Annotated in this window: 22 protein-coding genes and 2 pseudogenes; 13 read left to right on the top strand and 11 right to left on the bottom strand. The window is 68.9% G+C overall.

Going from position 1 to position 25945, the window contains the following annotated elements; all coding sequences use genetic code 11:
- The first annotated feature begins 140 nt into the window (after positions 1–140).
- Complete coding sequence (locus tag ACWD3E_RS07415) at positions 141–788, top strand: TetR/AcrR family transcriptional regulator (protein WP_451386586.1); 648 nt, start codon at positions 141–143, stop codon at positions 786–788.
- Between the two features lie 96 nt (positions 789–884).
- Here the strand turns inward: ACWD3E_RS07415 and ACWD3E_RS07410 are convergent, their stop codons facing one another.
- From ACWD3E_RS07410 to ACWD3E_RS07390, 5 genes are all read right to left on the bottom strand, one after another.
- Positions 885–1295: a hypothetical protein gene (locus ACWD3E_RS07410; RefSeq protein ID WP_451386585.1), complete on the bottom strand. Its 411-nt coding sequence runs from the start codon at positions 1293–1295 to the stop codon at positions 885–887.
- Positions 1296–1964: 669 nt separating this feature from the next.
- The gene (locus tag ACWD3E_RS07405; RefSeq protein ID WP_451387107.1) at positions 1965–2162 is read right to left on the bottom strand and encodes an SsgA family sporulation/cell division regulator; all 198 of its coding nucleotides are present in this window, start codon (positions 2160–2162) and stop codon (positions 1965–1967) included.
- Between the two features lie 430 nt (positions 2163–2592).
- A complete protein-coding gene (locus ACWD3E_RS07400; protein WP_451386584.1) occupies positions 2593–2922 on the bottom strand; it encodes an NIPSNAP family protein in 330 nt (109 codons plus the stop codon).
- A 38-nt stretch (positions 2923–2960) separates the two neighbouring features.
- Complete coding sequence (locus ACWD3E_RS07395) at positions 2961–3290, bottom strand: SsgA family sporulation/cell division regulator (protein ID WP_451386583.1); 330 nt, start codon at positions 3288–3290, stop codon at positions 2961–2963.
- A 365-nt stretch (positions 3291–3655) separates the two neighbouring features.
- Positions 3656–4051, bottom strand: coding sequence for a hypothetical protein (locus tag ACWD3E_RS07390; RefSeq protein WP_451386582.1), 396 nt, complete (start codon positions 4049–4051; stop codon positions 3656–3658).
- Positions 4052–4789: 738 nt separating this feature from the next.
- On the opposite strand from ACWD3E_RS07390, the gene ACWD3E_RS07385 reads away from it, so the two are divergent.
- A complete protein-coding gene (locus ACWD3E_RS07385) occupies positions 4790–4918 on the top strand; it encodes a hypothetical protein (protein ID WP_451386581.1) in 129 nt (42 codons plus the stop codon).
- Positions 4919–5278: 360 nt separating this feature from the next.
- On the opposite strand, the gene ACWD3E_RS07380 is transcribed toward ACWD3E_RS07385, so the two are convergent.
- The gene (locus ACWD3E_RS07380; RefSeq protein ID WP_451386580.1) at positions 5279–7792 is read right to left on the bottom strand and encodes a flippase-like domain-containing protein; all 2514 of its coding nucleotides are present in this window, start codon (positions 7790–7792) and stop codon (positions 5279–5281) included.
- Between the two features lie 764 nt (positions 7793–8556).
- On the opposite strand from ACWD3E_RS07380, the gene ACWD3E_RS07375 reads away from it, so the two are divergent.
- The 7 genes and pseudogenes from ACWD3E_RS07375 to ACWD3E_RS07345 all read left to right on the top strand — a co-directional run.
- Positions 8557–8775: a ferredoxin gene (locus tag ACWD3E_RS07375; RefSeq protein ID WP_451387106.1), complete on the top strand. Its 219-nt coding sequence runs from the start codon at positions 8557–8559 to the stop codon at positions 8773–8775.
- Entirely contained in the window at positions 8772–10175 is a 1404-nt protein-coding gene (locus tag ACWD3E_RS07370; protein ID WP_451386579.1) for an NAD(P)/FAD-dependent oxidoreductase, read from the top strand. Before ACWD3E_RS07375 ends, ACWD3E_RS07370 begins: the two co-directional genes overlap by 4 nt.
- A 61-nt stretch (positions 10176–10236) precedes the next feature.
- Complete coding sequence (locus ACWD3E_RS07365) at positions 10237–11511, top strand: cytochrome P450 (protein ID WP_451386578.1); 1275 nt, start codon at positions 10237–10239, stop codon at positions 11509–11511.
- 25 nt (positions 11512–11536) lie between these two features.
- Positions 11537–12661, top strand: a complete 1125-nt coding sequence (locus ACWD3E_RS07360; RefSeq protein ID WP_451386577.1) for an NAD(P)-dependent alcohol dehydrogenase — start codon at positions 11537–11539, stop codon at positions 12659–12661.
- A 66-nt stretch (positions 12662–12727) separates the two neighbouring features.
- Positions 12728–13408 carry an HdeD family acid-resistance protein gene (locus tag ACWD3E_RS07355; RefSeq protein WP_451386576.1) on the top strand — a complete coding sequence of 227 codons (681 nt, stop codon included), beginning with the start codon at positions 12728–12730 and terminating at the stop codon, positions 13406–13408.
- Between the two features lie 612 nt (positions 13409–14020).
- Positions 14021–14188, top strand: a pseudogene (locus tag ACWD3E_RS07350) (helix-turn-helix domain-containing protein); the annotation flags it as partial.
- A 57-nt stretch (positions 14189–14245) separates the two neighbouring features.
- Positions 14246–14458: pseudogene (locus tag ACWD3E_RS07345) on the top strand (IS110 family transposase); the annotation flags it as partial.
- Positions 14459–14850: 392 nt separating this feature from the next.
- Here ACWD3E_RS07345 and ACWD3E_RS07340 read toward each other — a convergent pair.
- From ACWD3E_RS07340 to ACWD3E_RS07325, 4 genes are all read right to left on the bottom strand, one after another.
- Positions 14851–15873, bottom strand: a complete 1023-nt coding sequence (locus ACWD3E_RS07340) for a LacI family DNA-binding transcriptional regulator (protein ID WP_451386575.1) — start codon at positions 15871–15873, stop codon at positions 14851–14853.
- A 75-nt stretch (positions 15874–15948) separates the two neighbouring features.
- On the bottom strand, positions 15949–16782 hold the full coding sequence (locus ACWD3E_RS07335; RefSeq protein WP_451386574.1) for an ATP-binding cassette domain-containing protein: 834 nt from the start codon (positions 16780–16782) through the stop codon (positions 15949–15951).
- Positions 16779–17792 carry an ABC transporter permease gene (locus ACWD3E_RS07330; RefSeq protein WP_451386573.1) on the bottom strand — a complete coding sequence of 338 codons (1014 nt, stop codon included), beginning with the start codon at positions 17790–17792 and terminating at the stop codon, positions 16779–16781. The genes ACWD3E_RS07335 and ACWD3E_RS07330 overlap by 4 nt, the downstream gene beginning before the upstream one ends.
- 65 nt (positions 17793–17857) lie before the next feature.
- Complete coding sequence (locus tag ACWD3E_RS07325; RefSeq protein WP_451386572.1) at positions 17858–18880, bottom strand: substrate-binding domain-containing protein; 1023 nt, start codon at positions 18878–18880, stop codon at positions 17858–17860.
- A 243-nt stretch (positions 18881–19123) separates the two neighbouring features.
- Here ACWD3E_RS07325 and ACWD3E_RS07320 point away from each other — a divergent pair, with 243 nt between their 5' ends.
- The 4 genes from ACWD3E_RS07320 to ACWD3E_RS07305 all read left to right on the top strand — a co-directional run bounded on the left by ACWD3E_RS07320 (position 19124) and on the right by ACWD3E_RS07305 (position 24241).
- Positions 19124–20086 (top strand): carbohydrate kinase family protein, encoded by a 963-nt coding sequence (locus ACWD3E_RS07320; RefSeq protein WP_451386571.1) that lies wholly within the window; start codon positions 19124–19126, stop codon positions 20084–20086.
- A 221-nt stretch (positions 20087–20307) separates the two neighbouring features.
- Positions 20308–22869, top strand: coding sequence for a GH32 C-terminal domain-containing protein (locus ACWD3E_RS07315; protein WP_451386570.1), 2562 nt, complete (start codon positions 20308–20310; stop codon positions 22867–22869).
- 47 nt (positions 22870–22916) lie between these two features.
- On the top strand, positions 22917–23219 hold the full coding sequence (locus tag ACWD3E_RS07310; RefSeq protein WP_451386569.1) for a putative quinol monooxygenase: 303 nt from the start codon (positions 22917–22919) through the stop codon (positions 23217–23219).
- Between the two features lie 134 nt (positions 23220–23353).
- Complete coding sequence (locus ACWD3E_RS07305; RefSeq protein WP_451386568.1) at positions 23354–24241, top strand: IS110 family transposase; 888 nt, start codon at positions 23354–23356, stop codon at positions 24239–24241.
- 433 nt (positions 24242–24674) lie between these two features.
- Here ACWD3E_RS07305 and ACWD3E_RS07300 read toward each other — a convergent pair whose 3' ends face one another.
- Positions 24675–25826 (bottom strand): serine hydrolase domain-containing protein, encoded by a 1152-nt coding sequence (locus ACWD3E_RS07300; RefSeq protein WP_451386567.1) that lies wholly within the window; start codon positions 25824–25826, stop codon positions 24675–24677.
- Positions 25827–25945 lie beyond the last annotated feature (119 nt).

Genomic DNA, 25945 nt, shown 5'->3' with positions numbered 1-25945 from the left:
GTATGGAAATGTGAAGCAAGCCCGGTTGCCCTGGTGAACGCTGTGATTCAGGTCATTTCCATACGACGTACGAAACTGATACCGTACGAGGTATGGAAAAGAAGGTGAGGCGTCCCCCGAGGGGAACCAGGAAGAGGGACGTGCCTCTGACCGAGGCCGGGATCTACGCCGCCGCCCTGCGGCTCATCGACGAGGACGGGGTCGAGGCGCTCACCATGCGCAAACTCGCCACCGAGCTCGACGCGAACCCGATGTCGCTGTACCACCACGTGCCGAACAAGGAAGCGGTGCTGCGTGGCGTGACGAGAATGGTCGGCGCCCAGTTCCGTACCGTGACGCTTGAGGACGCTCCCTGGCAGGAGCGCATCCGCCTGCTCGCAACGGACTTCCGGACCCTGGCGCATCGTCACCCCGAACTGATGGCCTACTCGTTCAGCCACCAGCCGGACTTCATCCAGCCCGACGATCCGTTCTGGACCGCGCTCACCGCGATCGTGGAGGCTGCCGGGGTTCCGCAGTCAGAGGTCTCGGAGACCGCGGCGCTGATGGTCGCCGTCGTCATCGGTGTCCTCGCCGCCGAACTCAACGGCTCGCTCCACCAGTGGTCGACCCTCAAGCCCCCCGGCTCTGGCGATGGTGAAGACGGGGACGCGGACCGTGACTCTGCGGACGTAGCCCCTGAAGGCCCTGACCAGGACCACATGTTCCGCCTCGTGATGGACACGCTGATCACGGGTCTGGAAGGCCGGCTCACCGGCGATCGTGACGGCCGGGACGCCGGCCTTTGAGCCACACCTGCTGAGGCGCTGCGCCCCAGGCACCGGCCCCTGAGCCGCGCCCGCAGTCGGGCGATCTCAGGCTGCGACATGCGGGAGCCACCCCCGTCACATCGGGGAACACCGCCCGGCGGGGTGGTTCCACAGCCTCTGTACGGCAGCCCTATGACGCCGACCCGTGAAATGACCCAGGTCGTCGGCTTGTTCCCGATCTCCCTCCCGAAGCAGGAGATCGCCGTCCTCGTCGGGCTGCATCACCCATCCGTTCACCGGAGCGACCCGCCGGAGCGTCGGAGGGCCGCTCACAGGGCTGTCGTTTCCGCGCAGCACGGAGTCGAGCAGGTCGACGGTGACGAGGTCGGCGAAATTTTCGGTGGCGAGGTCCGCCAGCTCTTGGGCGGTGCAGGCGATGTCCAGCGTGGTGCCGATGCGCATGCCCGCCTCGTTCACCATCGCAAGCCGCCACTGCAGCCGCTGGTCCCGTTCCCGCTGGTAGACCGCCACGCCCTGCTCCGACATGCGATCGACGTATCAGCTTGCGCGTCGCTGCGCTGATCAATTCGGCGGCGTCGGTCAGCCCGGGGCATCTCTTCGAGTAGCCGGTCGAGCATGACACCTTGCCCCAGCCGGAAGGACCGCAGTATCACGCTGACGGGCGTCCCGTGCCGAGCAAGTCGGCGCGCGCGGTCCGGGTCGGCGGCCGGCCTTTCGATCTGGTCCGGCTCGATGCCGTGTACCAGGCCGGCCAACGCCGCGCCGCGAGAACGTGTTCGGTGACGTTCTCTTCCGTCATGCGGGCGATGTCCGGGTCTTCCCAGACCTCGGGGACTTACGCCGCAGGCACCGCTCGACGTGCGAAGCGGACAAACGGCGGCCAGCCTTCCGCTACAGGGCGCACCACGACGACGTACTGAACGTCTTCAGGTGCGTCTCTGCGGCAGAGCCCGCCGATGAGCGGCGAGATACGGAGCGCGGGAAGGTGGGCGACGCGACGCAGGTAGCGGGTTGCCGCGTGGCGGATGGTCTCACCGGGGCGGGTCGGCCGCGGAGTCGCAGCGAACATCCTGACCGAGGCCGGCATCGACCCGGCCGCCCTCGACGCTAGACTGCGGGCATCCGCTCACCATGGCGGTGAACACCGAGGCGCAGACGTCCGTGTGCCTGCCTCAGGTCGCACCCTGACAGGACTCACTCTTCGGCGAGGAAGTGCGCCAGCAAGCGGTCGAAGTCGCTGTGGCCGAGCTCGGCCCCCCGGGGCACTACTGCCTCTGTTTCCTGCAGGAACGCCTTGAATTCCTGTGCTGGAGCCTTGAGCAAGGCCGTACCGGACGGCGGGTTGAGAAGGATGTACAAGTCGCGGCAGCCCTCCTCGCCGGTGGGCCATATGCGAACGTCTGATCACGGACAAGGACGTCGCATGCACGCCGACAAGCTTCACGGGCAGCCCCTGGATCACAGTTCTCAATGACTTCATTGGGTCTTACTCCCGACGGTGGCACTGAGGCCGCTCGCGTAGTACTGACGGGCGGAGGTGGGAGCGAAGGGCCAGTCGCTCTGGAAGACGGCGTGGCCGGGGGCGTGAAAGGTGCGAATCGGCCGCCGTTTACGGAGCTGACGGTGGGGTGTCCTTGGACCGGAACGGCACGCTGTCCGAGTCCGAGGAAACGCACATGACCACACAGCTGCCCTGCTTATGGTCGTATCGATGCCAGCAAGGGCCACCACTGGTGGGTCGCCATCGATGACGCCGGAACCACCGTCGCAGGGCCGCCGGATGCCGGCCCTTCTGGCCGCGTCACTCGTCGCAGGCCGACCGTCAGCGCAAGGGTGACTCCACGGTGGGCGTCAGCAGGGTCTCGTCGAGGCCGACGATCTGGCTGATGTCGAAACCCTCCATGTCCGCACGGAATTCAGGACTTGACAGGTACGCCTCCAGCCGCTCCTGCACGTCATCGGCGTCCCTGTAGGAAACGAGGGCGTACAGCCGGGGAGTGTCGTTTCCGGGCGCCACGGGCACTGTCCAGACGCCGTGTGTGGTGATCCGGTGCTTGGCCATACCGGGAATGTGCTTGGCCCAGATCTTCTCGTAGGTGGAGAGGGCATCGAGGTTGCGCAGGGTGTAGACACGAAGCTGGTGCTGAGACATGACAGGTTCCTTTTCTTCGGAGCTTGGATGGTCGGCGGTCAGCCTTGCGGGAGGAGGTGTGCCAGTTCGACGTCCCAGTCGACGTGTCCGGACTCAGTACCTCGTGGCACCAGAGCCTCCGTGTTCTGAAGGAAGGACATGAGGTCCATCACGGGAACCTCGAGCAAGGCGGTGCCGGCGGAGGATCCGAGGGCGATGTACATCAACTGGTCGCCCCGCCCCGCGGCCGACCAGATCCGGACGTCCGCGTAGCCTGCGGAACCCTTCAGGCCATCAGCCAGAAGATCCCGCCCCAGACACCCATTCGACCGGCTCGTCACATTCGACGAAGAGAGCGGCACGGACGACGTAGGGATCAGTGGGCTCATACCGCAGACGTACGCACAGGGGCACTGAGTAGTTGTGCGAGACGACCAGTTGTACGGCGACCCGCCGCTCTACGGCCTTGAAGGACTTCTTCATTGACTTTCCGCTTCTGGGCGTGGCTCGGCGGCGCCTCATGCCCGGCCTGTGGCGAACAGGCAGCGCGGGCGGAGGCGGTACAGCAGGCCGCGGGCGCCGGACGGCACCGGCGCATCGCACGATGAATGGCGGCGGGGAATTTACTCAGCCGGTGGTCGCGGACGCCGGCCCCCGACGGCCGGGCGTGTGTCTGCCGCCGGCAGGGATCGGACCGCGAGGAACGGCCGGGTCCCACGGCCTCGACCAGTCCCGTCTCACCGGTCGTCGCGGATCAGCTCGTAGTGGTCCCTGCCCCAGCCGTCGTGCCAGAGGCGGTTCCGGTCGTGGTGGTACGACCTGTCCGACTTCCAGACGTGTCCCTCGCCTCCCCGCGGTAGAAGTGGCCATCGCGGTAGAAGAGACCGTCGCAGTCGTGCCGGGGCGAGTCGGTGTGGCGGTGGTCCTGGTGCCAGCCGCGGATCGGGTCGCAGGAGTAGCCCTGCTTGAGCAGGTAGCCGACGCCGTGGTCCCAGCTGTAATCAGCGGCCACGCCCCCTTCGGTCGGGCGCTGGACGTGTGTGGATGCGAGGGGCGCGGCCGAAGTGGTGCCTCCCGCACCGAGGACGGCAACACCGGCGATCGCGACGGAGGAGACAGCGAGGGCGATTCGCTTCGTGAGCTGCTTCATGATCTTTTCCTTCCCGGTTGGCGTGATCTGCGCCAACGGCGGTTCTGTCCGGCGATGTGCGGCGCCTGACGTGGTCCGAGCGACCAGTTTCATACGCTGTATGGAACTACCCTTCCATTGTTACCATACGGCGTATGGAAATGCCGAAGTGGCGAAGGTAACCGAGGTGACTGGTACGCATGAGTGCCAACCGACACCGCTCTCCGGGTGCGAGCTGCCTCTCGCCAGCCTTCTCGGCGCGCCGGGCTTTCCCTTGCGTTGGTCGCGACGACGTGTGTTCACCCTGCGTACTCGCGAGGACGCGGTGGGCGCCCTCCGCGGCACCCTGTCCAGGCTTGCGGGCCTCATGCGACGCAACCACAGCGAGGACCTGCGCACCGCGGGGACGGTCACCGGCCTGTCCGGGAACGGACACTCCCCGGTGCGGAGTTGTTCGACAGCAACGGCATCGAGGCGACGTGTGCGTCGTGGCGCTGGGGCACGATCCGCAACGTCGAGTGGCTGGCGGACTCCGGGCTCGCGGCGGGCCCGCGGGGAGGTCGCCCACTTGGGGCACCCTGTACTTCACGCCCGGTATCGAGGCAGCACAGCGGCTCGTCGACGCCGCCGTACGTGACGCGCGAGCCAGCGAGAGCGTGACCGTCCGGGCGCGACCACACGGCCTGCAGGCGGAGATCGTCGCCGGCGCCAGGCGCTGAGCAGCATGCGAAAGCTGCGCTCGCCCTCGCGTGGTTCGACATGGACCGCGACCGCGACCGCGACCGAGACGGCGACCCGGCGTCGACGTTCTTCACGCCCGCGCACCTGTGCGGTCAGCACCGCGCCCTCGGGCAGCAGGTGCCGCACGGCCAGGCGGGACAGGGATAGGCCCAGATGTCCGGATTCCAGCGGGCGGGGGAGAAGAAGGCATGGGTGCGGTGGCGGGGGCAGGCCCGTGTTAGTCCGCACTGGAAGCATCCCTGTCACGGTGCACCGCTGGTATGCGTGGCCAGCCCTGTGTCCAGCGCGGCGAAGATGGGGAAGGTCAGCGTGGTGACGCTACCGTCCAGCAGGTTCCAGGGCATCGCGGGCCGACGCGGTCCGCAACTGCAATGGGATCCGGACTGCAGCCGCCGGCGTAGAGCACCGCCCACAGACCTGACGCGGGGAGCGGGGAGGGAGGAGATCGACGCCGCGGCACCCGGGGCGTGGGAAGACGGACCTGCGGCAACGGCAAGGGCAGCGGCGTCAGACGTAGCCCTTGCGCTGTACGGCGCGCAGGGCCAGGGCGCCCAGCGGGACGTTCAGCCAGAAGGTGAGCAGCCTGTAGACGAGCACGGCCGAGGTGGCTGCGCCGGCTGCGACGCCGAGCGCGGTGAGACCGGCGATGAGGCCGGCTTCGAGGGCGCCCAGTCCGCCGGGGACAGGAGCCGCGTTGGCGACGAGGCGTGCCGCCATGTAGACGGCGCCGGCCTGGGCGAAGGGAAGATCGCCGCCGAAGGCGCGCACACTCAGCGCGAGTCCGACGACCTGGATGAGGGGCAGGCCGAGCGCGCCGGTGACGAGGAGAGCCAGTTTGGCGGGGTCGGAGGCGACCCCGGTCACGGTCGACCCCGCCGCGCGCAGGAACGGCGACACCTTCTCGTGCAGGAAGTGCCGGCCGGCTGGGGTGACACCGAGCAGACCTGAGGCCGCGAGGGTCAGGGCGATGGCCGGCAGCACATACCGGCCTGCGGGCAAGCGCAGGTGCACTCCGGCGTGGTGCCGTCCGGCCCAGGCGAAGAACCAGGCGGCGAGCACGGCGTTGGAGACGGCGGCGGCGAGGCTCTGCAGACCGACAGAGGCCGTGGCGGCCCCGGTCACGATCCCCGTCTTCTGCAGGTAGCGCAGGTTGAGCGCCATGCCGCCGACGTTGTTCGGGGTGATCCGGTTCAGGAACGAACTGGCGAACTGCACCTCGTACGTGGGGCCGAATGGCAACCTGGCCGCAATGGTGCCCAATTGCAGGCAGGTCGAGAACGCCTGGGAGATGAAGGTAACGGGCAGCGCGGCGAGCACCCACCACCAGTCGGCGTTGCGCAACGCGGCCACCACCGCCGGGAAGCTGGCGAACTGCGGCAGCACCAGGTGGATGACGAGGAACGCGCCGACCAGGCCAAGGATGCTCCTCCAGGTGAAGCGCGCGAGGTGCGCGAGGGGAGCCGGCTCGGCACCGGTCGCCTCCACGACCTCGGCAGAGAGGTCATGCAGCAGGCTCGGGCGGCCGCCGGGGCGCACCGCGCGCCGCTTGTCACCCGCTCCCGCCGCCCGCGCGCGGGCCTGGTCGTACCGGGCGACCTCGCGCTGTGCGGGGCCGAGCAGGGCGAGCGGCTGCAGGTAGGGCAGGGCGGTCGCCAGCAGCCGCGGGCCGAGGCCGGCCAGCGCACACTGGGTGGCGCGATGCGCCCCGACGCGCGTCGCGGTGGTGGCCAACAGCTCGGCAATGTCGCTGCCCAGCGCGTCGGGCGGGGCGCCCAGCCGGGCGCGTGCGAACGCGGTGAGCCGGGAAGCACCGTCCGGCTCGACGAGGATGTGTTCCGGGCGCAGCGCCCGGTGCGCCAGTCGGTGCTTCTGGAGGCGGGCCACGGACGTCCATACCCCGGTGAGCATCTGGTCGGTCATCTCCTCGCCCGCGAACGCGGACAGCGGACGCCCAGCGTGCTCGACCGTCACCAGCAACGCGCCGCCCCTGGCCACCGGGTACGCGATCACCGGCTCGGCCGCTCGGGCGCGGGTACGGCCTGCGAACACGAGCATGAGGAGTTCGTGCTCGACCGCGGTGAGCGGAGTACGCGCTCCCGTGTCGGCGGGGTGGCGCAGGATCGCGAGCCGGGCCAGCCGGTGGAAGAGCTCGCGGTTGCGGTCCTCGGGGCCGAGCACCTGTACCGTGAGCCGCGCACCGATGGTGGTCTCGGCGCCGTAGTGGACGCCCTCCCCGGGGCGCCGATCCGGTGACGGCGTTTCCCACAGCGCGGCGAGCGGGATCCCGCACGCGACGAGTGCGTCGGCGACCGCCTGCGGGGCCGGCCGGTCCGCCGGGCCTCCGGCCAGCAGCAGCACGGCAGAGCCGGCCACACCTCCCACGGAGAGCGCGGCGACTGCCTCCAGCGGCACTATGTCGGCGGCCACGACGCTCAGCCCTGCGCACACGACGATCAGCGTCCACCACGTCCGCCGCAGACGCGTCTCCAGCCAGGGGCCCGCCGCGACGACCGCCGCCGCGCAGGCGGCCAGGTAGGCTGCCGACGGCCAGCCGGCATGCACCAGCGCGCCCCGCCCCACCAGCACCTGCAGCCACAGGTCCGGTCTGCTGCGCGTCATGGCCAGGTGGGTGACGGACCACGAAAGCAGCGCGCCCAGCGCCGCCGCAGGCACGACCCGCAGGATCGCGTCGCCCCGCCGCCGGGCGACCAGGACGCCGAAGGCCACCACCGGCGCCACGACAGCGACCACTTGCACCGCCCCGAGGACGCCATCGCGCAAGCCCGGTGGTAGCGCGGTCGCCGCGTCGAGCAGCCCCTGCTGCGTCCTGCGGGTGCGCGCGAACGCCACGACGGCCAGCAGCACCGCCACCAGCAGCACGGCACCGGACACAAGCAGCCGCGACAGATCGGCCGCCCGGCGCACGTTGCACGGCGGCGGGGCGTCGATCACCGGGGCCGCCGCGGCCGGAGCACCTCCCGCGGCAACGGAGAGCGGGATGATGCCAGGGCGTTCACTCACAACCGGTCGTCCAGGCGGATGCTGCCTTGGTCATGTCGGCTCCTCGTCGGCGGGCCGCGACCCGGGAAGCTCTGGCGGGCACCGCCGCTTCGTCCGGCACACTCATGCGGGCATACGGGTCCGCTCTTCCGCCATTCGAGCGCGTCCGGGACCGGTCCGCAAACTCACGCCACCCAGAGCGCGCGACCGGGTGTTGAGCGGCCTTGGTCGCTCCTCCTTGGCATCGTTCTCGCCATGCTTCCCTCCTCCGTGACAGCGGCCTCGCCGTCCTGGCCGGGCGGGCACGGCGTGGGGCAGGTGCGTCACGACCTCGTTCTGCCCGAGGGCTGACGGGTAAGGAATGGATTTCGCGGTGCGGATCAAGGCGGCGCGTGACCACTGGTTGGCCGAGCGGCAGCCGGGCCGGTTCAGACTCGCCCAGGGCCCGGTCAGGCAAGGCGGGGTGTCATGGGCAGGGCCATCGACCAGTAGACCGCCGCCTCGGCGCTGGTGTTGCGGCCTTCGAAGATCTTCCGCAGCAGCGGGTTTGCGATCGTCGGAGGGCGGGACGAGCATCATCTTAGGGCGGAACGGCCGGGGCAGACCTTGATGCCGATGCCACCGGATGTGTCCGAGACCTTCGGACCGTGACGGTCACCGGGAGTAAGCGTCACCGCGAAAGCAGCACCCTGGCGAAGAAGATCGAACATGCGGCTGCTCAGCCGGTTGCGTCGGGGGCGAGGGGTGAACTCCAGCTGGGCCGGCAGATCGGAAGGAGTCTGCCCATGCGGATCGTCGTGGACCTGAATCGCTGTCAGGGATACGCACAGTGCGTGTATCTGGCGCATGAGGTCTTCACGTTGAACGGTCAGGAAGCGCTCACCTATGAGCCGAACCCCGATGACGAGCGGCGTCTGCAGGTCGAGCGAGCCGCTGCGGCGTGCCCGGTGCAGGCGATCGTGATCGACCGCCTGGACGGCGCGGAGCGGGGCGAGACGTCATGACCTTGAGGGCAACGGTCGCAGAGCTGGTGCGCGAGTTCCGGGCCAACGGCCGGATCGTCATCGTGGGTGCCTCCCTGGCCGGCCTGCGGGCGGCGGAAACCCTGCGGGAAGAGGGCTTCACCGGTTCCCTGACCATCATCGGGGACGAGCCGTACGAGCCCCATGACCGTCCCCCGCTGTCCAAGCAGGTACTCAAGGGCTGGGTTCCGGCCGACCACACGAAGCTACCCCGCTTGCGAGAGGTGGATGCGGACTGGCGGCTCGGGGTGGCCGCCATCGGCCTGGACCGGGCCACCAAGCAGGTACGTCTGGCGAATGCGGAGCAGGTCCCGTACGACCGGTTGCTGATCGCCACGGGTACCCGCGCGCGACAGTGGCCGAACCCGGCCGAGGCCGCCCTGCACGGGGTCCACACGATTCGTTCGCGTGATGATGCAGAGCAGTTGCAAAAGGCGCTGGCCGAGCCGCCGTCGCGAGTGGTGGTCATCGGCGCCGGGTTCATCGGCTCGGAAGTGGCCTCCGTCTGCCGGGAACTCGACATCCCGGTGACCGTCGTCGAGCGGGGTTCGGCGCCGCTGGTCGGCGCGCTCGGCGGGGTGATCGGGGAGATCGCCGCTCAGATGCAGCGCGATCACGGCGTGGACCTGCGCTGCGGGCTGGGCGTGTCGTCATTGGAGGGCGACTCCGGCGGGCATGTGCGGCGTGCGCATCTGTCCGACGGAACCACCGTCGACGCCGACGTGGTGGTGGCCTCCCTGGGGTCGATCCGTAACGTGGAGTGGCTGGAGGGCTCAGGACTGGCAGCCGGTTTCTGGGGCGTCGGGTGCGACGCCGGTGGTCGGGCCTTCGACATCAACGGCGTGGTCACCGACAGCATCTACGTGGCTGGTGACGTGGCGCGTGCGCCGCATGTGCTGTACGAGTACCAGTTCCTGGCGATGGAGCACTGGGACAACGCCGTTTTCGGCGCCGAGGTCGCGGCGCACAACATGGTGAACCTCGAGCCCCACTATCGTCCGCATCTGCTGCTGCCCGGCTTCTGGTCCGGTCAGTTCGGCGTGAACATCAAGTCCGTCGGGGTGCCGCCCTTCGGTGACGAGATCGTCTTCACCCAAGGGTCCGTCGCGGAGCGCCGTTTCGCCGCCGCCTACGGTCACCGGGGCCGCATCGTCGCGGCCGTCACCTTCGATCACGGCAAGTGGCTGGAGTACTACGGGAAGCTGATCGAGCAATCCGGTCCGTTCCCGCCTCCGCCGCCGGGCTGGGACCAGCCGCCCGACATGAAGCCGGTGCCGGCCGAGTTCCCGGACCCACGGGTCCCGACGGCGGTCCCCGACGTCGTCCTGACCGGACACGCCCCGAGCGAGCGGACGGCCGAGTTCCGGCCGCGGCGTCACTGACGCGCTCGCCGGGCCAAGCCTGTAGGCGGACACCATCGACAGGAAGAAGGAGGGGAGCCTCGTGGTCGAGGAAACCCCCTGGCAGCAGGCCCTCCGCTACGCCAACCGCGCCAACCCGTACCCGTTCTACGAGGAACTCCGCAAGACACCGGTGGCGCGGCAGCCGGACGGCACCTATGTCGTGAGCACCTACCGGGAGATCGTCACGCTGCTGCACGACCCCCGGGTCAGCTCGGATCCACGGAAGTGTCCCGTCCCGGCTGCGGCCCCGGCCGAGGGAGCGGCGGAGGCGGAGGCCGAGCCGATCACGGAGGCGGTCATCTCTTTGGAGCCGAACATCATCACCCAGGATCCACCCGAGCACGATCGAGATCGTCGGATGATGATGCCGCATTTTGTCGGCCCTCCCCATTCCCCTCACCTGATCTCCGACCTTGAGCCCGAGATCCATCGCATCGTGGCCGGGCTCCTGGACGACATGCGGGGCAAGACCCGGATCGACGCCGTCGACGACTTCGCCTACCCCCTGCCGGTGACGGTGATCTGCAAGGTTCTGGGCGTGCCGCTGGAGGACGAGCGACGCTTCCACCACTGGATCGAAACGGCCCTGGATGCTTTGGACTTCGGCCCCGAGGCCGCCTCTGAGGAGATGCAGAGCCGGCTGGCCGGGGGTCGGCAGGCCGTGCAGGAGTTCGGGCAGTTCGCAGCGGATCTGCTCGACCGGTACGCTCGGCAGCCCGGCCCGGGCATGCTTTCGGCCATGGTGAACGAGGACGGCCCGGAGGAACGGATGTCCCAGGGCGTGCTCGCGAGCAACGCCCTGCTCCTGATCTTCGCGGGACACGAGACCACGGTCAACCTCATCGCCCACAGCGTGCTCACCCTGCTGCGGCACCCCGACGCGCTCGAGAAGCTGCGCCGCCGACCCGAGCTGATCGTGCCGGGGGTGGAGGAGCTGCTGCGCTTCGAGTCGTCGGTGCAGTTCTGGCACACCCGCTCCGCCGTGGAGGACATCGACATCGCCGGCACCACCATCCCGAAGGGGGCGCCGATCTTCCTGGCGTACGGCTCGGCGAACCGCGACCCGGAACGGTTCACCGACCCCGACGAACTCGACCTCGAACGCCGCGACAACCAGCATCTGGGATTCAGCCAGGGCATCCACTTCTGCTTCGGCGCTCCGCTCGCGCGCCTCGAGGTCCAGATCGCCGTCGGCGAGTTCGTCCGCCGGGTGCAGAACCCCCGGCTGGTCGAGGACCCGCCGCCGTACCGGCACAACCAGATTTTCCGCGGCCCGCGTCACGTCCTCGTCGACATCGACGGCATCCGCGACTGAACCGGCGTGTGCCTGAAGGATCGCTATGCGGGCTTTTCAACTCGTCGGTTGGCGGCAACCGCCCGAGCTGCGCGAGGTGCCGGTGCCCGAGCCCGGCCCAGGACAGGTCCTGGTCAAGGTCGCAGGTGCCGGTGCCTGCCACTCCGATCTGCACATCATGCAGGCACCCGCACCGCTACCCGGCTTCACGACCCCTCCCTTCACACTCGGCCATGAGAACGCGGGATGGGTGGAACGGCTGGGACCGGGCGTCACCGGGTTCGAGCCCGGAGACCCCGTGATCGTCTACGGCTCCTGGGGCTGCGGGATGTGCGCCGATTGCCGTCAGGGCCGGGAGAACTACTGCCAGAACCTTGGTGGTCAGGGCCCGGGCCCGGGCGGCGGTCACGACGGCGGCATGGCCGAGTACCTGCTGGTCCCGGCGGCGCGCTACCTTATTCCGCTCGGCACCCTCGACCCCCGCCAGGCCGCCCCCCTCAGCGACGCCGGACTGACCAGCTATCACGCTGTGCGGCGGTCGCTGCACCTGCTGGGGCCGGGCTCGACCGCGGTCGTGATCGGGGCCGGTGGTCTGGGCCAGATGACCATTCAGATCCTGCGCGCGCTCAGCGCGGCGACCACCGTCGTCGCTGTGGACACCGACGCCGGCAAGCTGGAGACCGCCCAGCGCTTGGGCGCCGACGAGGCTCTGCTCTCGGGCGACGAGGCGATCGCGCGCATCAAGGACATGACGGGGCAACAGGGCGCTCAGCTCGTGCTGGACATGGTCGGCATCGACCCGACGCTGCGGATGGCCGCTCAGGTGGCCAGGATGCTCGGCCACCTGACCATTGTCGGCCTCGGCGGCGGAGCCCTGCCCGTCGACTTCTCCAGCCCGCCGCACGAGTGCTCGGTCACCTCGCCCTACTGGGGTTCCCTCACCGAACTGATGGATGTGATCACGCTCGCCCAGCAGGAAAAGATCAAGGTGCTGGTCGAGTCCTTCCCCCTGCAACGCGCAGGCGAGGCTTACCAGCTCCTGCACGACGGCAGGATCCAAGGACGTGCCGTCATCACCCCCCCCACACGTGAATGCCGTCGTCAACCGAACGGGACACTCGGTATGCCTCAGGGGGCACGGACCCCCAACCCTTTCCACCGAGCATCATGAGGCTGATCGGGTGACGATGGACATGTACGGACGCGACCACGCTGCTCCCCGTAGGAGGCAGGCGCCATGACATCCCCTTCCGATTCCCCCGGCCCCGTTCCGCCACGCGGCACCACCGAACCACAAGAGGGGCGCCTGACCGAAGGCATCACCGTTCTGGCGAACATGGGCTGGCAGATCCTGCTCACCATGGGCCTCGCCACCATCGCCCTGGGCGTCATCGCCCTGGTCTGGCCGGGCGAGACGCTCCGCGTCGTCGGCGTGCTCTTCGGTGTCTACCTGCTGGCTACCGGTATCTTCCAACTCGCCGCCGCATTCGGCACACACGTCCCCCGGCATCTTCGCGTCCTGCACTTCATCACCGGTGCGGCCTCCGTCCTGTTGGGACTGATCTGCTTCCGGGGCCCCCTGGAGTCGGTCTTTCTGCTGGCCCTGTGGATCGGCTTCAGCTGGCTGCTTCGGGGCACCTTGGAGACGGTCGCGGCGGCTTCCGATCAGACCATGCCGGCGCGCGGCTGGCACGTGGCGTTCGGCATCATCGGCACCATGGCCGGGATCGTGATGATCGTCATGCCGTTCGCCTCCATAGCGACACTCACGCTGGTAGTGGGCGTCATGGCCATCGTCGTCGGTCTGACCGAAGTGGTCCGCGCCATCAGGACACGTGTCGAGATCGGTCATCTGGCTGCCGGCACGGCCCCCCAGCGGCGCCCCCTGTTCCACGCACGTCCGCACGTCCAGCACTGAGCGGCGGAGCCGGACCTACCGGGCGTCGGCGAGCGGCGGCATCCCGCCACCTCCGCGGGCCGTCGGCCGGCGAGCGGTCCTTCGCGGGCATCGTAGTGGGCGCGGTCGTGAGGGCGACGCCGGCGTCGTGCGGCGCGACCAACTGGGCGGGGCGATCTGGGGCATCGGCACATTCATCAGGGCCGCACTCACGTTCCGCCCGAGCCGGGGAAGCGGAGAAGCATCGTCGACCTGAGCGAACTCCTTGTTGCGCGTGGGCTGCCGGATCCCGTTAAGCCGTTATTCGGGGGCGTCGGAACGGTCGGCGTCCTCGGGGGTGTTGTCTGTCCGTGTCGGCAGCCCCAGTGGCCGGCCGCCGCGGTGAGCCCAGATGTCACCGAGGACGACCTGGATGATGCCGGTGACGGGAATCGCCAGCAGGGCACCTAGTGACCTGAGTCAGAGGTTCATCGTTGGTTTGGTGTGAATCGTCGTGGACCGAAGATCCCGCCGTTGTCGGTAACGGATGCCCAGCGTGCTGTGCTTGAGGGGTGGGTGCGTCGCCGGTCGACGGCTCAGGCTCTGGCCCTGCGGTCCCGGATCGTGCTGGAGTGCGCCCAGGGACACTCGATCATGGAGGTGTCACGGCGGCTGAAGGTCGCTCCGGACACGGTCCGCACCTGGCGAAGGCGCTTCCTCGACCGCGGTCTGGACGGCCTGTCCGACGAGCCCAGGCCAGGTGTCCCCAGGAAGATCACGGACGCTGATGTGGAGCGGGTCATCGTCAAGACGCTGGAGGAGAAGCCGGCGAACGCCACGCACTGGTCGACCCGGTCGATGGCGGCGGCGACCTACCGGCGCCTCAACCGGGGCGGCGACCGGCAAGCGAACGCGGCCCTGCACCGGATCGTGCAGACTCGCCTGCGCGTCGACCCGCGCACCCAGGAGTACTACGAACGCCGCAGCAAGGAGGGGAAGACCCGGCCCGAGATAGTCCGCAGCCTCAAGCGCTACGCGGCCCGGGAGGTCTTCCACCTGGTCAGACCTGTGCAGTCGCAACCCCCGTCATAGGGGCAGTGTGAGAGCGCCTGATACGACGAGGCCCCGTCGGGAAGCGTCCCGGCGGGGCGCTTCTGCGCGGAGCCGGCCACGACGGGATGCAGCCCGGCGGACGGCGCCGACTGCCCCGTCTACGGCCAGGTCGAGAGCAGGGCGGTGAGTTCCGCGCGGGAACAGCCCAACTCCTCGGCCCCAGGGACGAGGAATGCTTCGGCGCCCCCAGCACCTGGACGGTCGAGGCCGGTTGGCCGGGAATACTCTCGCTGCCACGCGAAGGGAGGCCGCATCCTCACTGGGCGCCTCCGTCCCGGCGGTGACGGTCCAAGCACTGGTGTGCGTCGGACTCCGCTCCGTTCGTGCCGGCGTCGACGTGGTCCAGGACTGCCTGCTTCAGGTCGCGCTTCCTACGCCACCGGGGCAGGGTGCTCCCCCGAGCCCCGGACGATCAGTCGCGTGGGCACGGTGAGGGTGCGGGCTCGGGAGCGGTCGCCGTCGAGGCGTGCCAGGGCGGTGGCCGCGGCCGTCCTGCCGATCTCCTCGGGGTCCTGGGCGACGACGGTCAGGGCCGGTTCGAGTGCCTCGGCGAGCGGTACGTCGTCGAAGGCGACGACGGCGACGTCCTTGCGGCCGGTGCGCGAGAGTTCGGTGACGATGCCCAGGGCGACGATGTTGTTGCCGGCGAACAGGGCGGTGGGGGGATTCGGCAGGCCGAGCAGTTGGGAGGTGGCGGTGGCGGCCCCGTACTGGTCGTGGGCGTTGGCGACCAGGGAGCGGTCGTGGGCAAGGCCCGCTTCCTGGAGGGCCGAGCGGTATCCGGCCAGGCGTTCGCGGCGGGTGTAGAGGTTGGTGGGGAGGTCGGCGACGAAGCCGATGCGCCGGTGCCCGTGGGAGATCAGGTGGGCGACGCCGTCGTGGGCCCCTGCACGGTTGGAACTGACGACGCTGTCCGTGGCCAGGCCCGCTCCCGGCCGGTCGAGGAAGACCACGGGCATCCCGGCAGCGCGGTGGGATCTGAGGTAGGCGTGGTCGGCACCCACCGACGGGGTGATCATCAGGATGCTGACGCGGCGGGCGAGAAACTTGTCCGTCAGGTTGCGTTCGCGGTCGGGGTCGTCGGCGGAGGAGCCCATGAGCAGGGTCAGTCCGCGGCCTCGGACGGTGTCCTCGATGCTGCGGGCCACGGCACCGAAGAAGGGGTTGCCGAGGTCCGGGACGACCAGTCCGATGGTGGTGTCCGGTCCGCCGACGCGGATGTTGCGTGCCATCAGGTTCGGCTGGAAGCCGAGCTTGGCCACGGCGGCGAGCACCTGTTCCCTGGTCTGCGCCGAGGCGGGTCCGTCCTCGTTGAGGACGCGGGAGACTGTCTTGGCGCTGACGCCCACTTCACGTGCGACGTCGGCCAGCGTGGGGCGGCGGTTCGCTGCCATGGAGCAAACGTCTCCTGTGCTCGGCGGTTCCGGCCTCGGCCTCGGCCGGAACCTGTGAGTGCTTCGGTCGTCGGATCAGGTGGCCTGGACTCCGGCGGCCTTCACGGCCTCGGAATCCGCTACGACAGTACCTCCGGCCTCATCCACGGTCAGCGCACCGGTCATGATCGCGACGACCTCCGCCATGGAGTGGTCGGAGGGTTTGATCAGAGCGACCCGCCTGCCCAGCCGGTGGACGTGGATCCGGTCGGCGATCTCGAAGACGTGAGGCATGTTGTGGCTGATCAGAACGACCGGCATGCCCTTGTCACGGACGCGGCGGATGAGGTCCAGGACCTGGCCGGACTCCCTCACGCCGAGGGCGGCGGTTGGTTCGTCCATGATGACGACGCTGCGCGCCCAGGCGACGGAACGGGCCACCGCCACTGCCTGCCGCTGGCCGCCGGAGAGGGTCTCGACCGGCTGTGTGAGCGAACGTAGCCCGATCTTCAGATCGGCCATCTGCTCGGCGGCCTCCTGGCGCATGCGCTTCTTGTCCAGCATGCGGAAGACGCTGCCGAGGACGCCCGGCCGGCGAAGCTCGCGGCCGAGGAACATGTTCGACGCGATGTCCATGGAAGCGGCCACGGCGAGGTCCTGGTAGACCGTCTCGATGCCGTGGGCGCGCGCGCTCTGCGGACCGGAGAACTGGATGGGTTCCCCGCCCAGGCGGATCTCGCCCGCGTCGGGGACGACAGCGCCGGTGAGGGCTTTGATGAGGCTGGTCTTGCCGGCTCCGTTGTCGCCGATGACGGCGAGCACCTCGCCGGGCAGCAGGTCGAAGTCGGCGCCGTCGATGGCGGTGACATGGCCGTAGCGCTTGACCAGACCGCGGGCCTGCAGGACGGGGGTGGGGGTGACGGCGCTCATGCGGCCTTCTTCCGGGAGATCTGGTCGACGGTCACCGCGAGGATCACCAGGACGCCGGTGATCAGGGTCTGGTAGATGGAGGCGACGCCCATCAGTTGCAGGCCGTTGCGGAACACGCCGACGATGAGGACGCCGATGAAGGTGCCGAGGACCGACCCGCGTCCGCCGAAGAGGCTGGTGCCACCGAGGACCACGGCGGTGATGCTGTCGAGGTTGTCGGTCTGCCCGGCCTGGGGGTCGCCGACTCCGGTGCGGGAGATGAGCAGCAGGGCGGCGATGCCGTAGAGCAGTCCGGCCACGGTGTAGACGCCGATGGTCAGCCGGGAGGTGCGGATGCCGTTCAGCCGGGCCGCCTCCTGGCTGTTGCCCAGGGCGTAGACGTGCCGGCCCCAACCGGTGTTGCCCAGCGCGTAGGTGAGGAGGAGGAAGAGGGCGATGGTGACCAGGGAGCCGTAGGTGATGTCGGTGTGGCCGAGCGGGAAGGTCTTGCCGAGGGCCGTCAGCGGGCCGGGCAGGCTGGTGACCGTCTGCTCCTCCGAGTAGATGTGGGTCAGCGCGAACGCCACGTTGAGCATGCCGAGGGTCACGATGAACGGCGGCAGCGGGATCTTCTGCACCAGGAGCCCGTTGAGCAGGCCGAAGCCGCCGCAGACGGCCAGGCCCAGAGCAATGGCGACCAGCGGCGGCACGGAGCCCTCGGCCGCCATCTTGGCGATCACGATGCTGCCGAACGCCATCACGGCCCCGCACGACAGGTCGATGCCCGCCGTGAGGATGATCAGCGTCTGGCCGATGGCCAGTGTGCCGACCACCATGACCTGCTGCACGATCAGCGAGAAGTTCCCGCCCGTGAGGAACTGGTCGGTCGAGACGGAGAAGAAGACACAGGCCAGAAGAAGGGCGAGCAGCGGGCCGGTGGTCGGTTGCGTGAGCAGTCTGCGGGCCGTGGTCGGTGCTTTGAGCTCGGCGTACGGCGTCGATGTGGAGGGTGGCGTGGACGTGGCGGTCATGCGAAGTCCTTGTCGGAAGACAGAGGTCCTTGTGGAAGGACGAGGGAAGCGGCGAGGCGGGCGGCTCAGCCCCAGCAGTTCTCCAGGCCGTAGGCGGTGTCCTTGGAGGCGACCCCCGGCTGCGTCTTGTCGGAGATCAGCGTGGCGCCGGTGTCGGTGTAACCGGACGCCTTCTTGCCGTCCTTGGCGTACGTCACGACGGCTTTGACGCCCTCGGCGGCCATCTTCAGCGGGTACTGCTGCGACGTCGCGGCGATCTTGCCGTCCTTGACCGCCTGGGTGCCGGTGCAGCCGCCGTCGACGGACACGATCAGGACGTCCTTCTCCCGACCCTTGGCCTTGAGTGCGGTGTACGCGCCGAGGGCCGCGGGTTCGTTGATGGTGTAGACGAGGTTGATGCCGGGCGCCTTCTGCAGGCAGTTCTCCATCGCGGTCTGGCCCTTGGCCTGGTCACCGCCCGTGTCCTGGGAGCAGACGACCGCCGGGTCCTTCTCGCCGACACCGAAGCCCTTGAGGAAGCCGTTGTGCCGCTGGACTCCGACGGAGACGCCCGGCGCGAGGTCGAGGGTGGCTATCTTGGCGGTCCTGCCCTTCATGGCGGCCTTGGCGTACTCGCCGATCATCTCGCCGGCCTTGAGGTTGTCGGTGGCGAAGAGGGCGTCGACCGCGCTCTGCGGGTCGGTCGGGGTGTCCAGGGCGATGACCAGGACGCCCTTGGCGCGGGCCTTCTGGATCGCGGGCACGATCGCCTTCGAGTCGCTGGGGGTGATCAGGATGCCTTTCACACCCGAGGCGACCATGTTCTCGATGGCGGTGACCTGACCGGCGTTGTCACCGTCGAACCTGCCCGCGGCGGTGACCAGTTGGGCACCGTTCTCCTTGGCGGCCTTCTCCGCGCCCTCCTTCATCTTCACGAAGAACGGGTTGGTGTCGGTCTTGGTGACCAGACCGACCTTGACGTTGCCCGAGCCGGCGGCGCCGGAGCCCGATCCGGAGCCGGATCCGCACGCCGTCATCGTGAGGGCCGCGATGCCCGTGCACGCGGCGGCTCTGATGAGGGAGAGGGGCAGACGAAGGGTGCGAGACATGACTGACTCCTGCGGAATTGCGGGCGGTCCGGTCGGCATCGAGGTATGCCGTCGGGTGTCAACGTTGACTTATGTCATCGTTGACACTGCTTGCCGAGGATGATGGACTCCGTCTCCGGCAACGTCAATGCCTTGCACCTGTCACAAATCGGCAACGCCCCAGTCGCTAACCGAGCCCAGCTGATCAGCGGTCTGTGTCAGGACGCCCCCGTTTGCCCACACGTTCGCAGAGAAGAGCCGCCCATGAGCCCGCGTCAGATCACCGTCCTGGGTGAATGCGTCGCCGACGCGTTCGTCGAACCCGCCGGCACGTCGACCGAACTCGCCCTGCGGGTGCTGCCCGGCGGCGGACCCGCCAATACGGCCGTGGCCCTCGCCCGGCTCGGCACCCCGGCCCGCTTCCTCGCGCGGCTGTCCGGCGATGTGTTCGGCCGGCTGTTCGGGGCTCATCTGAAGGCATCCGGGGTGGACCTGTCGTACGCCGTCCCGGCCGAGGAGCCCAGCACGCTCGCGGTCGCCGAGCTGGACGCGAAGGGGCAGGCCGCGTTCTCCTTCCACGCACAGGCCACCGCCGACTGGCAGTGGACCAACGAGGAACTGGCCAGGGTGGACCTGTCCGAGACCGCCTGCGTGCACACCGGTTCGCTGGCCCTGGTCCTGGAGCCCGGGGCGACGGTGGTGGAGGAGTTCCTGGCAGCGGCCTCCTCCCGGGCCACCATCAGCATCGATCCCAACGTCCGCCCCCTGCTGGTGCGTCCCGAGGTCTACCGCGCGAGACTCCGGCACTGGTGCGGCCTCGCCGACGTGCTGCGTCTGAGCGAGGACGACCTGGAACTCCTGCTGCCCGGTACCCCGCCCGAGCAGGCGTGCGACACCTGGCATGCCGCAGGAGCGCGGCTCGTCGTGATCACGCGCGGCGCCGACGGCGCCCTGGCCTCACTCGACGGTGAACGGGTGCAGGTGCCCGCCGTGGCGACGCGGGTCGTCGACACGGTCGGAGCGGGGGACTCCTTCACCGCCGGTCTGCTGCATCACCTCGGCGCTCGCGGACTCCTCGGCGGCCGGCTGACGGACCTCCGTCTCGACGAGGTCGCGGAAGCCGCCGCGTTCGCCATCCAGGTGGCGGCCCTGACCTGCTCGGTGGCCGGCCCCAACCCGCCGTGGCAAAGCAGGCTGGGGCAGCTCGCGACGTCGGGCGGCGCATGACGAGCGCGCGGGCCGTGCCGGGGCAATCACGTCCGAACGGTTGACGGGCCGGTCGGATTGAGCCCATCATCTGGCCACTCAATGTCATCGATGACATAAGTCATCGATGACACCCCTGGTCGGCGATGTGGACGACGGTCGGCCAGGGCGTCACTTCTCGGTCCGTCCGTGCCGGGGCTGCCCGCTTCGCCGCGCGGACGGCCGCATCACAGGAGACCTCGATGAGCTCTGGACGCGTATCCCGGCCTGCCCGCATGCGGCTGATCGCGGCGGTGGCCACTGTCTGCGCCCTGTCCGCCGTCCCGTTCGTCCCCCAGGCCGTCGCCGCCGACACCCCGCCGTACTCCGAGACCTACCGCCCCCAGTTCCACTTCTCCCCGCAGAAGAACTGGATGAACGACCCCAACGGCCTTGTGTACTACATGGGCGAGTACCACCTCTTCTACCAGTACAACCCCGGCGGCAACTCGTGGGGGAACATGTCCTGGGGGCACGCGGTGAGCACGGACCTCGTGCACTGGAAGGATCTGCCGCTCGCGTTGTCGTACGACGACAAGGAGATGGTGTTCTCCGGCAGTGCGGTCGTCGACTGGAACAACACCACCGGTTTCGGCACGAAGACGAACCCGCCCATGGTGGCGATCTACACCAGCGACTTCAAGGGCACGGGCAAGCAGGCGCAGTCACTGGCCTACAGCCTCGACCGCGGCCGAACCTGGACCAAGTACCAGGGCAATCCGGTGCTCGACATCGGGTCCAAGGAGTTCCGTGACCCCAAGGTCCAGTGGTACGCGCCGACCAAGAGCTGGCTGATGACGGTGTCGCTGCCCACCGAGCACAAGGTGAGGTTCTACTCGTCGAAGAACCTCAAGGACTGGAAGCTACTCAGCGAGTTCGGGCCGGCCGGTGCCACGGGCGGTCTGTGGGAGTGCCCCGACCTGTTCCCGCTGGCGGTCGACGGGGACGAGAACCATGTCAAGTGGGTCCTGGTCGTCAACATCAACCCCGGGGGCATCAGCGGTGGTTCGGGCACCCAGTACTTCATCGGTGACTTCGACGGCACGAAGTTCACGGTCGAGGACAAGGGCACGTACACCCCGCCCGCGGGCACGGTCGTACAGGACTTCGAAGGGACCGACTTCGGTGCGTGGACGACCACCGGGACCGCGTTCGGCCAGGGACCGGCAAACGGTGCGGTCGACGGGCAGGGAACCGTCGACGGTTTCGAGGGGCAGGGCCTCGCCAACAGCTTCCACGGCGGAGACTCCGCCACCGGCACCCTCACCTCACCCTCCTTCACGGTCGACAGCCCGTACCTGAACTTCAAGGTCGGCGGGGGACGGCATCCGCACGTGGACGGAACCGTCATGGAGCGGGGAACTCCCCCCGAGGGGACGGTCCTCGCCGACTTCGAAGGCGGCACCTACGGCGACTGGACGAAGACCGGGGACGCCTTCGGAACCGCACCGGCCACGGGCACCCTCCCCGCCCAGCAAGAGGTTTCCGGATGGCTGGGCGACGGCCTGGTCAACACCTATCTGAACGGCGACTCCAGCACCGGCACGCTCACGTCCCCCGAGTTCACCATCGACAAGGACTACATCGACTTCCTCATCGGCGGCGGCCACCACCCGGCCGGCGACGCCGATCCCACCGCCGTCGAACTCCTCGTCGACGGCAAGGTGGTGCGCAGCGCCACCGGGGACGAGGCCGAAGCCCTCAACTGGGACTCCTGGGACGTGCGCGACCTCGCCGGCAAGAAGGCGCAGATCAGGATCGTCGACGACAACACCGGCGGCTGGGGCCACATCAACGCCGACCACATCGTGCTGTCCGACACCCAGGCCTGGCCGGTGTCCCGGGAGGCGTCGGTCGATCTGCTGGTCGACGGCAAGGTGGTGCGCAGCGCGACCGGTTCCGACAGTGAGGGCCTGGACTGGGCCTCCTTCGACCTGCGCCCTTACGCGGGCAAGAAGGCACAGATCCAGATCGTCGACATGAACTCCGGCGGCTGGGGCCACATCCTGGCCGATCGGTTCACCGCCGCCGACACCCCCGCCAAGTCCGTGGTGGAGCGCGCCGACTGGGCCGACTACGGCAAGGACTACTACGCGGCGGTGTCCTGGCAGAACGCCCCCGGCGACAAGCGGTACATGATCGGCTGGATGAACGACTGGGAGTACGGGGGCTCCATCCCCACCTCGCCCTGGCGCAGTGCGCAGAGTGTTCCCCGGGAGATGGCCCTGCGTACCATCGACGGCGGGATCCGGCTGATCAGCAAGCCCGTGAACAGCCTGGCTTCTCTGCGGCGGGGGGACGCGGCGACCGCGACCGGCGTCACGGTCACGAGCACCTCACAGCCGCTGATCGGGCCGGAGGCCGAGGGCAAAGCACTCGACATCGAGGCGACCTTCTCCCTCAAGGACGCCGAACGGTTCGGTCTGAAGGTGCGCACCGGCGCTGGGGGAGAGGAGACCGCCATCGGGTATGACACCACGACGCGGGAGCTGTACCTGGACCGTACCCACTCCGGAGCCGTGGACTTCAGCAGCGCCTTCCCCGGTGTCCAGCGGGCACCGCTGCAGGCCGGCAACGGCAAGGTGAAGCTGCGGATCCTCGTCGACTGGTCATCCGTCGAGGTCTTCGGCGGGAGCGGCGAGACGGTGATCACCGACCAGATCTTCCCCGATCCCGCCAGCCAGGGAGTGCAGGTCTTCGCCGAGAACGGTTCGGTGAAGCTGGAACAGGCAAGCGTCCGGCACCTCGGCTCCTACCGCGACTGAGCGATCGGTCACAACGGCCACAGCCCACGACTCAAGGACACGACACAGTGAAGAAGACCCTGCTCGCCGAGTTCACCGCCCGCGAAGGAACCGAGGACGACGTCGCCCGCCTGCTGCGGGACTATGCCCGGAAGGTGCGCGAGGAGGACGGCAACCTCGTTTTCGACGTCTACACCAAGGCATCCAGCCCACGCGCCTACCGGATCTTCGAGGTGTACTGCGACGAGGAAGCCTTCCAGACCCACCTGAACGCGTCGTACGGGGGCCCGTTCAACACTGCACTGGCGCCGTTGATCGAGGAGGACGCCTCTGTGCTCACGTTCCTCGATCCACTCGATCCAATGGCCTGACACGGCCGGGCCCGCCTCGCGGCCCGGCCATCGCCGTACGGCACGTCGGACAGTCGGCCCGCAGGACGGACAGACACAAGAGGACTCGCGCCCTGCGCTGCGGCCTGACCGGTGCCCCGGCCCTGTCCCGCTGCGTGGACACGCACGGCGAAGTTCACGTTGCCGCCGTGGTCTCCCCGCTGGGGAAGGTCCTGGGCACCGAGTCCCTTTCGGTCACGGCGGCCGGCTACCGTCGGCTGCTTGTCTGGGCCCGCAAGCTGGGGGCGGTGCGCCGGGCCGGTGTGGAGGGCACCGGCACCTTCGGTGCGGGCCTGTCTCGCTACCTGCTGGCTCAGCGCGTCCAGGTGTACGAAGTGAACCGGCCTGACCGCACGGCCCGCCGTCTGCTTGGGAAGTCGGACCCGCTCGATGCGCAGGCTGCTGCACGGGCTGTGCTCAGTGGTCGCGCCCGGGCCCAGGCCAAAACCGGCGACGGTCCGGTGCACACCGCCCGGATGTTCAAACTCGCCAAAGACTCCGCGGTCAAGGCTCGCACCCAGTCGATCAACCAGCTAAAAGCTGTCCTGGGCATAGCCGACCCGGCCCTGCGGGAACGACTGTCCAGCCTGGGCAACCGCGAGTTGTTCCGCACCTGCGCACGCCTCAGCCTGCCCGACGGGGACGACGAGGACGCCGTGGCCCAGGCCACCCACATCACCCTGAGCCTGCTGGCCCAGCGCATCTTGCAGCTCACCGGACAGATCGATGAGCTGAACCGGCGCCTGACCCGGCTCGTCGAACGCCACGCCCCGCAACTGCTCGTACCGGTGGGCATCGGCCCGGACAGCGCCGTCACTCTCCTGATCACCATGGGAGACAACCCCGAGCGGCTGAACACCGAGGCGTCCTTCGCCGCTTTGTGCGGAGTCGGTCCCACCCAGGAGGGCAAGACCCGACGTGAGATCATCCGATGCCTCAAGCGATATGCCGCCCGAGGGGTCTTCGACTTGGTCAGAACGGCATCCAGCGTCCCCCCGTCATAGGGGCGTCTGTGAGAGCGCGCGTGAGACGCAGGAGCCCCACCGGAGTGCTCCGGTGGGGCTCCTGAGTGAGGTTGGCTACGCTGGCGCGCACGGTACGGTCGGCGCCCCGTGCGCTCCGCCCTTCCTGTGATGCTTTCGGAGTGCTCTTGATCCGCGATCGCACCCTTCCTCTATGGGAACCGCGCCGCTCACGGCGCGCCCTGGCCACACGAGAATCGCCCAGGCTGCGCGGGGAGTGCTCAGTGGTTGGCTCCGGGAATCCTTCGGGGGTTGACTCCGGAGCCGGTGTTGCATCCATCGACCAGCCAGGCGATGTAGTCAAGATGGCGCCGGATCCGCTGCGGGAGTGCAGATGCCGCCGTCGCCGCCCGGCCTTCCTGATTCCGGACCGTGCGCCGCGCAGATGTCCCGTACCCGCTCCATGCGGAGGACCTCAACGCCGCTGATGGTCGGCGCCCGGCGTCGTGCACAGGGCGTCGTCGACCAGCTTGCTCACGGCCTGTTCCACGCGCAGGACGTCGTCCGCGGAGTCGGCGAGGACACCCGACAATGAGACCGTGACGCTGCGCCGGCCGTCGGCGGTGACGCCGTCGGCGCTGATCCAGCCGGCGTCGCCGCCCTCGTGGCCCCAGTACACCCCGCCGCAGGACAGCGGGCGTGAGAAGAGCCCCAGCCCGTCACGGGCGCCCGGCATGAGCTGCTCGAACTCCTTGCTGACCGGGATGGTCTGTTTCATCTGCGTCAGCTGGGCCGGCGGCAGGAGCCGGCCGCCGAGCAGGGCGCGGAAGAATCGGTTGAGATCGGCGGTGGTGGAGACGAGCCCGGCCTCTCCATTGGTGCCCGAGCCGACCTGCTCGGTGACGTCCACCAGCGGCTCGCCGGCCTTGAACTTCTGATAGGTCTCGGCATGTGGCTGGGGCAGCTTGGGTGAAGTACCCGGCCAGAAGGTGTGATCGAGGCCGAGCGGCCGGACGATCCGTTCCCTTACCTCCTCATGCCAGGGGTGCCCGGTGACCCGTTTGATGATCATGCCGAGCAGGACGTAACCGGTGTTGCCGTAACTCCAGTGCTTGCCGGGCTGGAAGTCCGGGCGGTGGCGCATCGCCCGGGCGATGGTCTGCTCGGGTGTGTAGGTGTCGTATCGGTGCTGGCGGAAGTCCTCCGCCGAGGTGTAGTCCGGGTAGTCGTCGTGGATGCCGTTGGTGTGCTGGAGCAGTTGGCGGATGGTGATCGCGCGGCCGTCATTGCCGTTTCCTGACACCACGCCGGGCAACCATCGTTCGACCGAGTCGTCCAGGGAGAGCCTGCGGTCGCCGACGAGTTGCAGGATTACGGTGGCCACGAACGTCTTGGTGACGCTGGCTATCCGGAACTGGCCATTCCGAGGGACTGGCCGCCGGGCCGTCAACTCGGCGACGCCGCTGGTGGCGGTCAGGTTCCGGCCGCCCGAGGTGACCAGGTGGGCCTGCACTCCTGTCACGCCGAGTGCGGTGATCGCATCGGCGTCGCGCCGGAGCTGGTTTCGGTCGTCGTGCTGCCGGGCGGCCGTCGCGCCAGGCACACAGGCGGAAAGGGTTGCGGTCACGACGGCGGCCAGCACCAGGTTCTGTCGGATGGACCGGCCGCGCCGCCGCGGCGAAAGATTCGGTGAACTCATCATGGGCGTTGACGCTAGGTCTGGCCGAGGTGGGCAGTCGGTATCGC

This window comes from Streptomyces sp. NPDC002676 (genome assembly GCF_053592455.1).
This window is presented reverse-complemented; position numbering and strand designations above follow the sequence as displayed.

Excerpts from the sequence above, each read along its gene's own strand:
- ACWD3E_RS07410 (WP_451386585.1), bottom strand. The coding sequence starts at position 1,295 with ATGTCGGAGCAGGGCGTGGCGGTCTACCAGCGGGAACGGGACCAGCGG.
- ACWD3E_RS07400 (WP_451386584.1), bottom strand. The coding sequence starts at position 2,922 with ATGTCTCAGCACCAGCTTCGTGTCTACACCCTGCGCAACCTCGATGCC.
- ACWD3E_RS07395 (WP_451386583.1), bottom strand. The coding sequence starts at position 3,290 with ATGAGCCCACTGATCCCTACGTCGTCCGTGCCGCTCTCTTCGTCGAAT.
- ACWD3E_RS07390 (WP_451386582.1), bottom strand. The coding sequence starts at position 4,051 with ATGAAGCAGCTCACGAAGCGAATCGCCCTCGCTGTCTCCTCCGTCGCG.
- ACWD3E_RS07385 (WP_451386581.1), top strand. The coding sequence starts at position 4,790 with ATGGACCGCGACCGCGACCGCGACCGAGACGGCGACCCGGCGTCGACG.
- ACWD3E_RS07375 (WP_451387106.1), top strand. The coding sequence starts at position 8,557 with ATGCGGATCGTCGTGGACCTGAATCGCTGTCAGGGATACGCACAGTGC.
- ACWD3E_RS07370 (WP_451386579.1), top strand. The coding sequence starts at position 8,772 with ATGACCTTGAGGGCAACGGTCGCAGAGCTGGTGCGCGAGTTCCGGGCC.
- ACWD3E_RS07360 (WP_451386577.1), top strand. The coding sequence starts at position 11,537 with ATGCGGGCTTTTCAACTCGTCGGTTGGCGGCAACCGCCCGAGCTGCGC.
- ACWD3E_RS07355 (WP_451386576.1), top strand. The coding sequence starts at position 12,728 with ATGACATCCCCTTCCGATTCCCCCGGCCCCGTTCCGCCACGCGGCACC.
- ACWD3E_RS07340 (WP_451386575.1), bottom strand. The coding sequence starts at position 15,873 with ATGGCAGCGAACCGCCGCCCCACGCTGGCCGACGTCGCACGTGAAGTG.
- ACWD3E_RS07335 (WP_451386574.1), bottom strand. The coding sequence starts at position 16,782 with ATGAGCGCCGTCACCCCCACCCCCGTCCTGCAGGCCCGCGGTCTGGTC.
- ACWD3E_RS07330 (WP_451386573.1), bottom strand. The coding sequence starts at position 17,792 with ATGACCGCCACGTCCACGCCACCCTCCACATCGACGCCGTACGCCGAG.
- ACWD3E_RS07325 (WP_451386572.1), bottom strand. The coding sequence starts at position 18,880 with ATGTCTCGCACCCTTCGTCTGCCCCTCTCCCTCATCAGAGCCGCCGCG.
- ACWD3E_RS07320 (WP_451386571.1), top strand. The coding sequence starts at position 19,124 with ATGAGCCCGCGTCAGATCACCGTCCTGGGTGAATGCGTCGCCGACGCG.
- ACWD3E_RS07315 (WP_451386570.1), top strand. The coding sequence starts at position 20,308 with ATGAGCTCTGGACGCGTATCCCGGCCTGCCCGCATGCGGCTGATCGCG.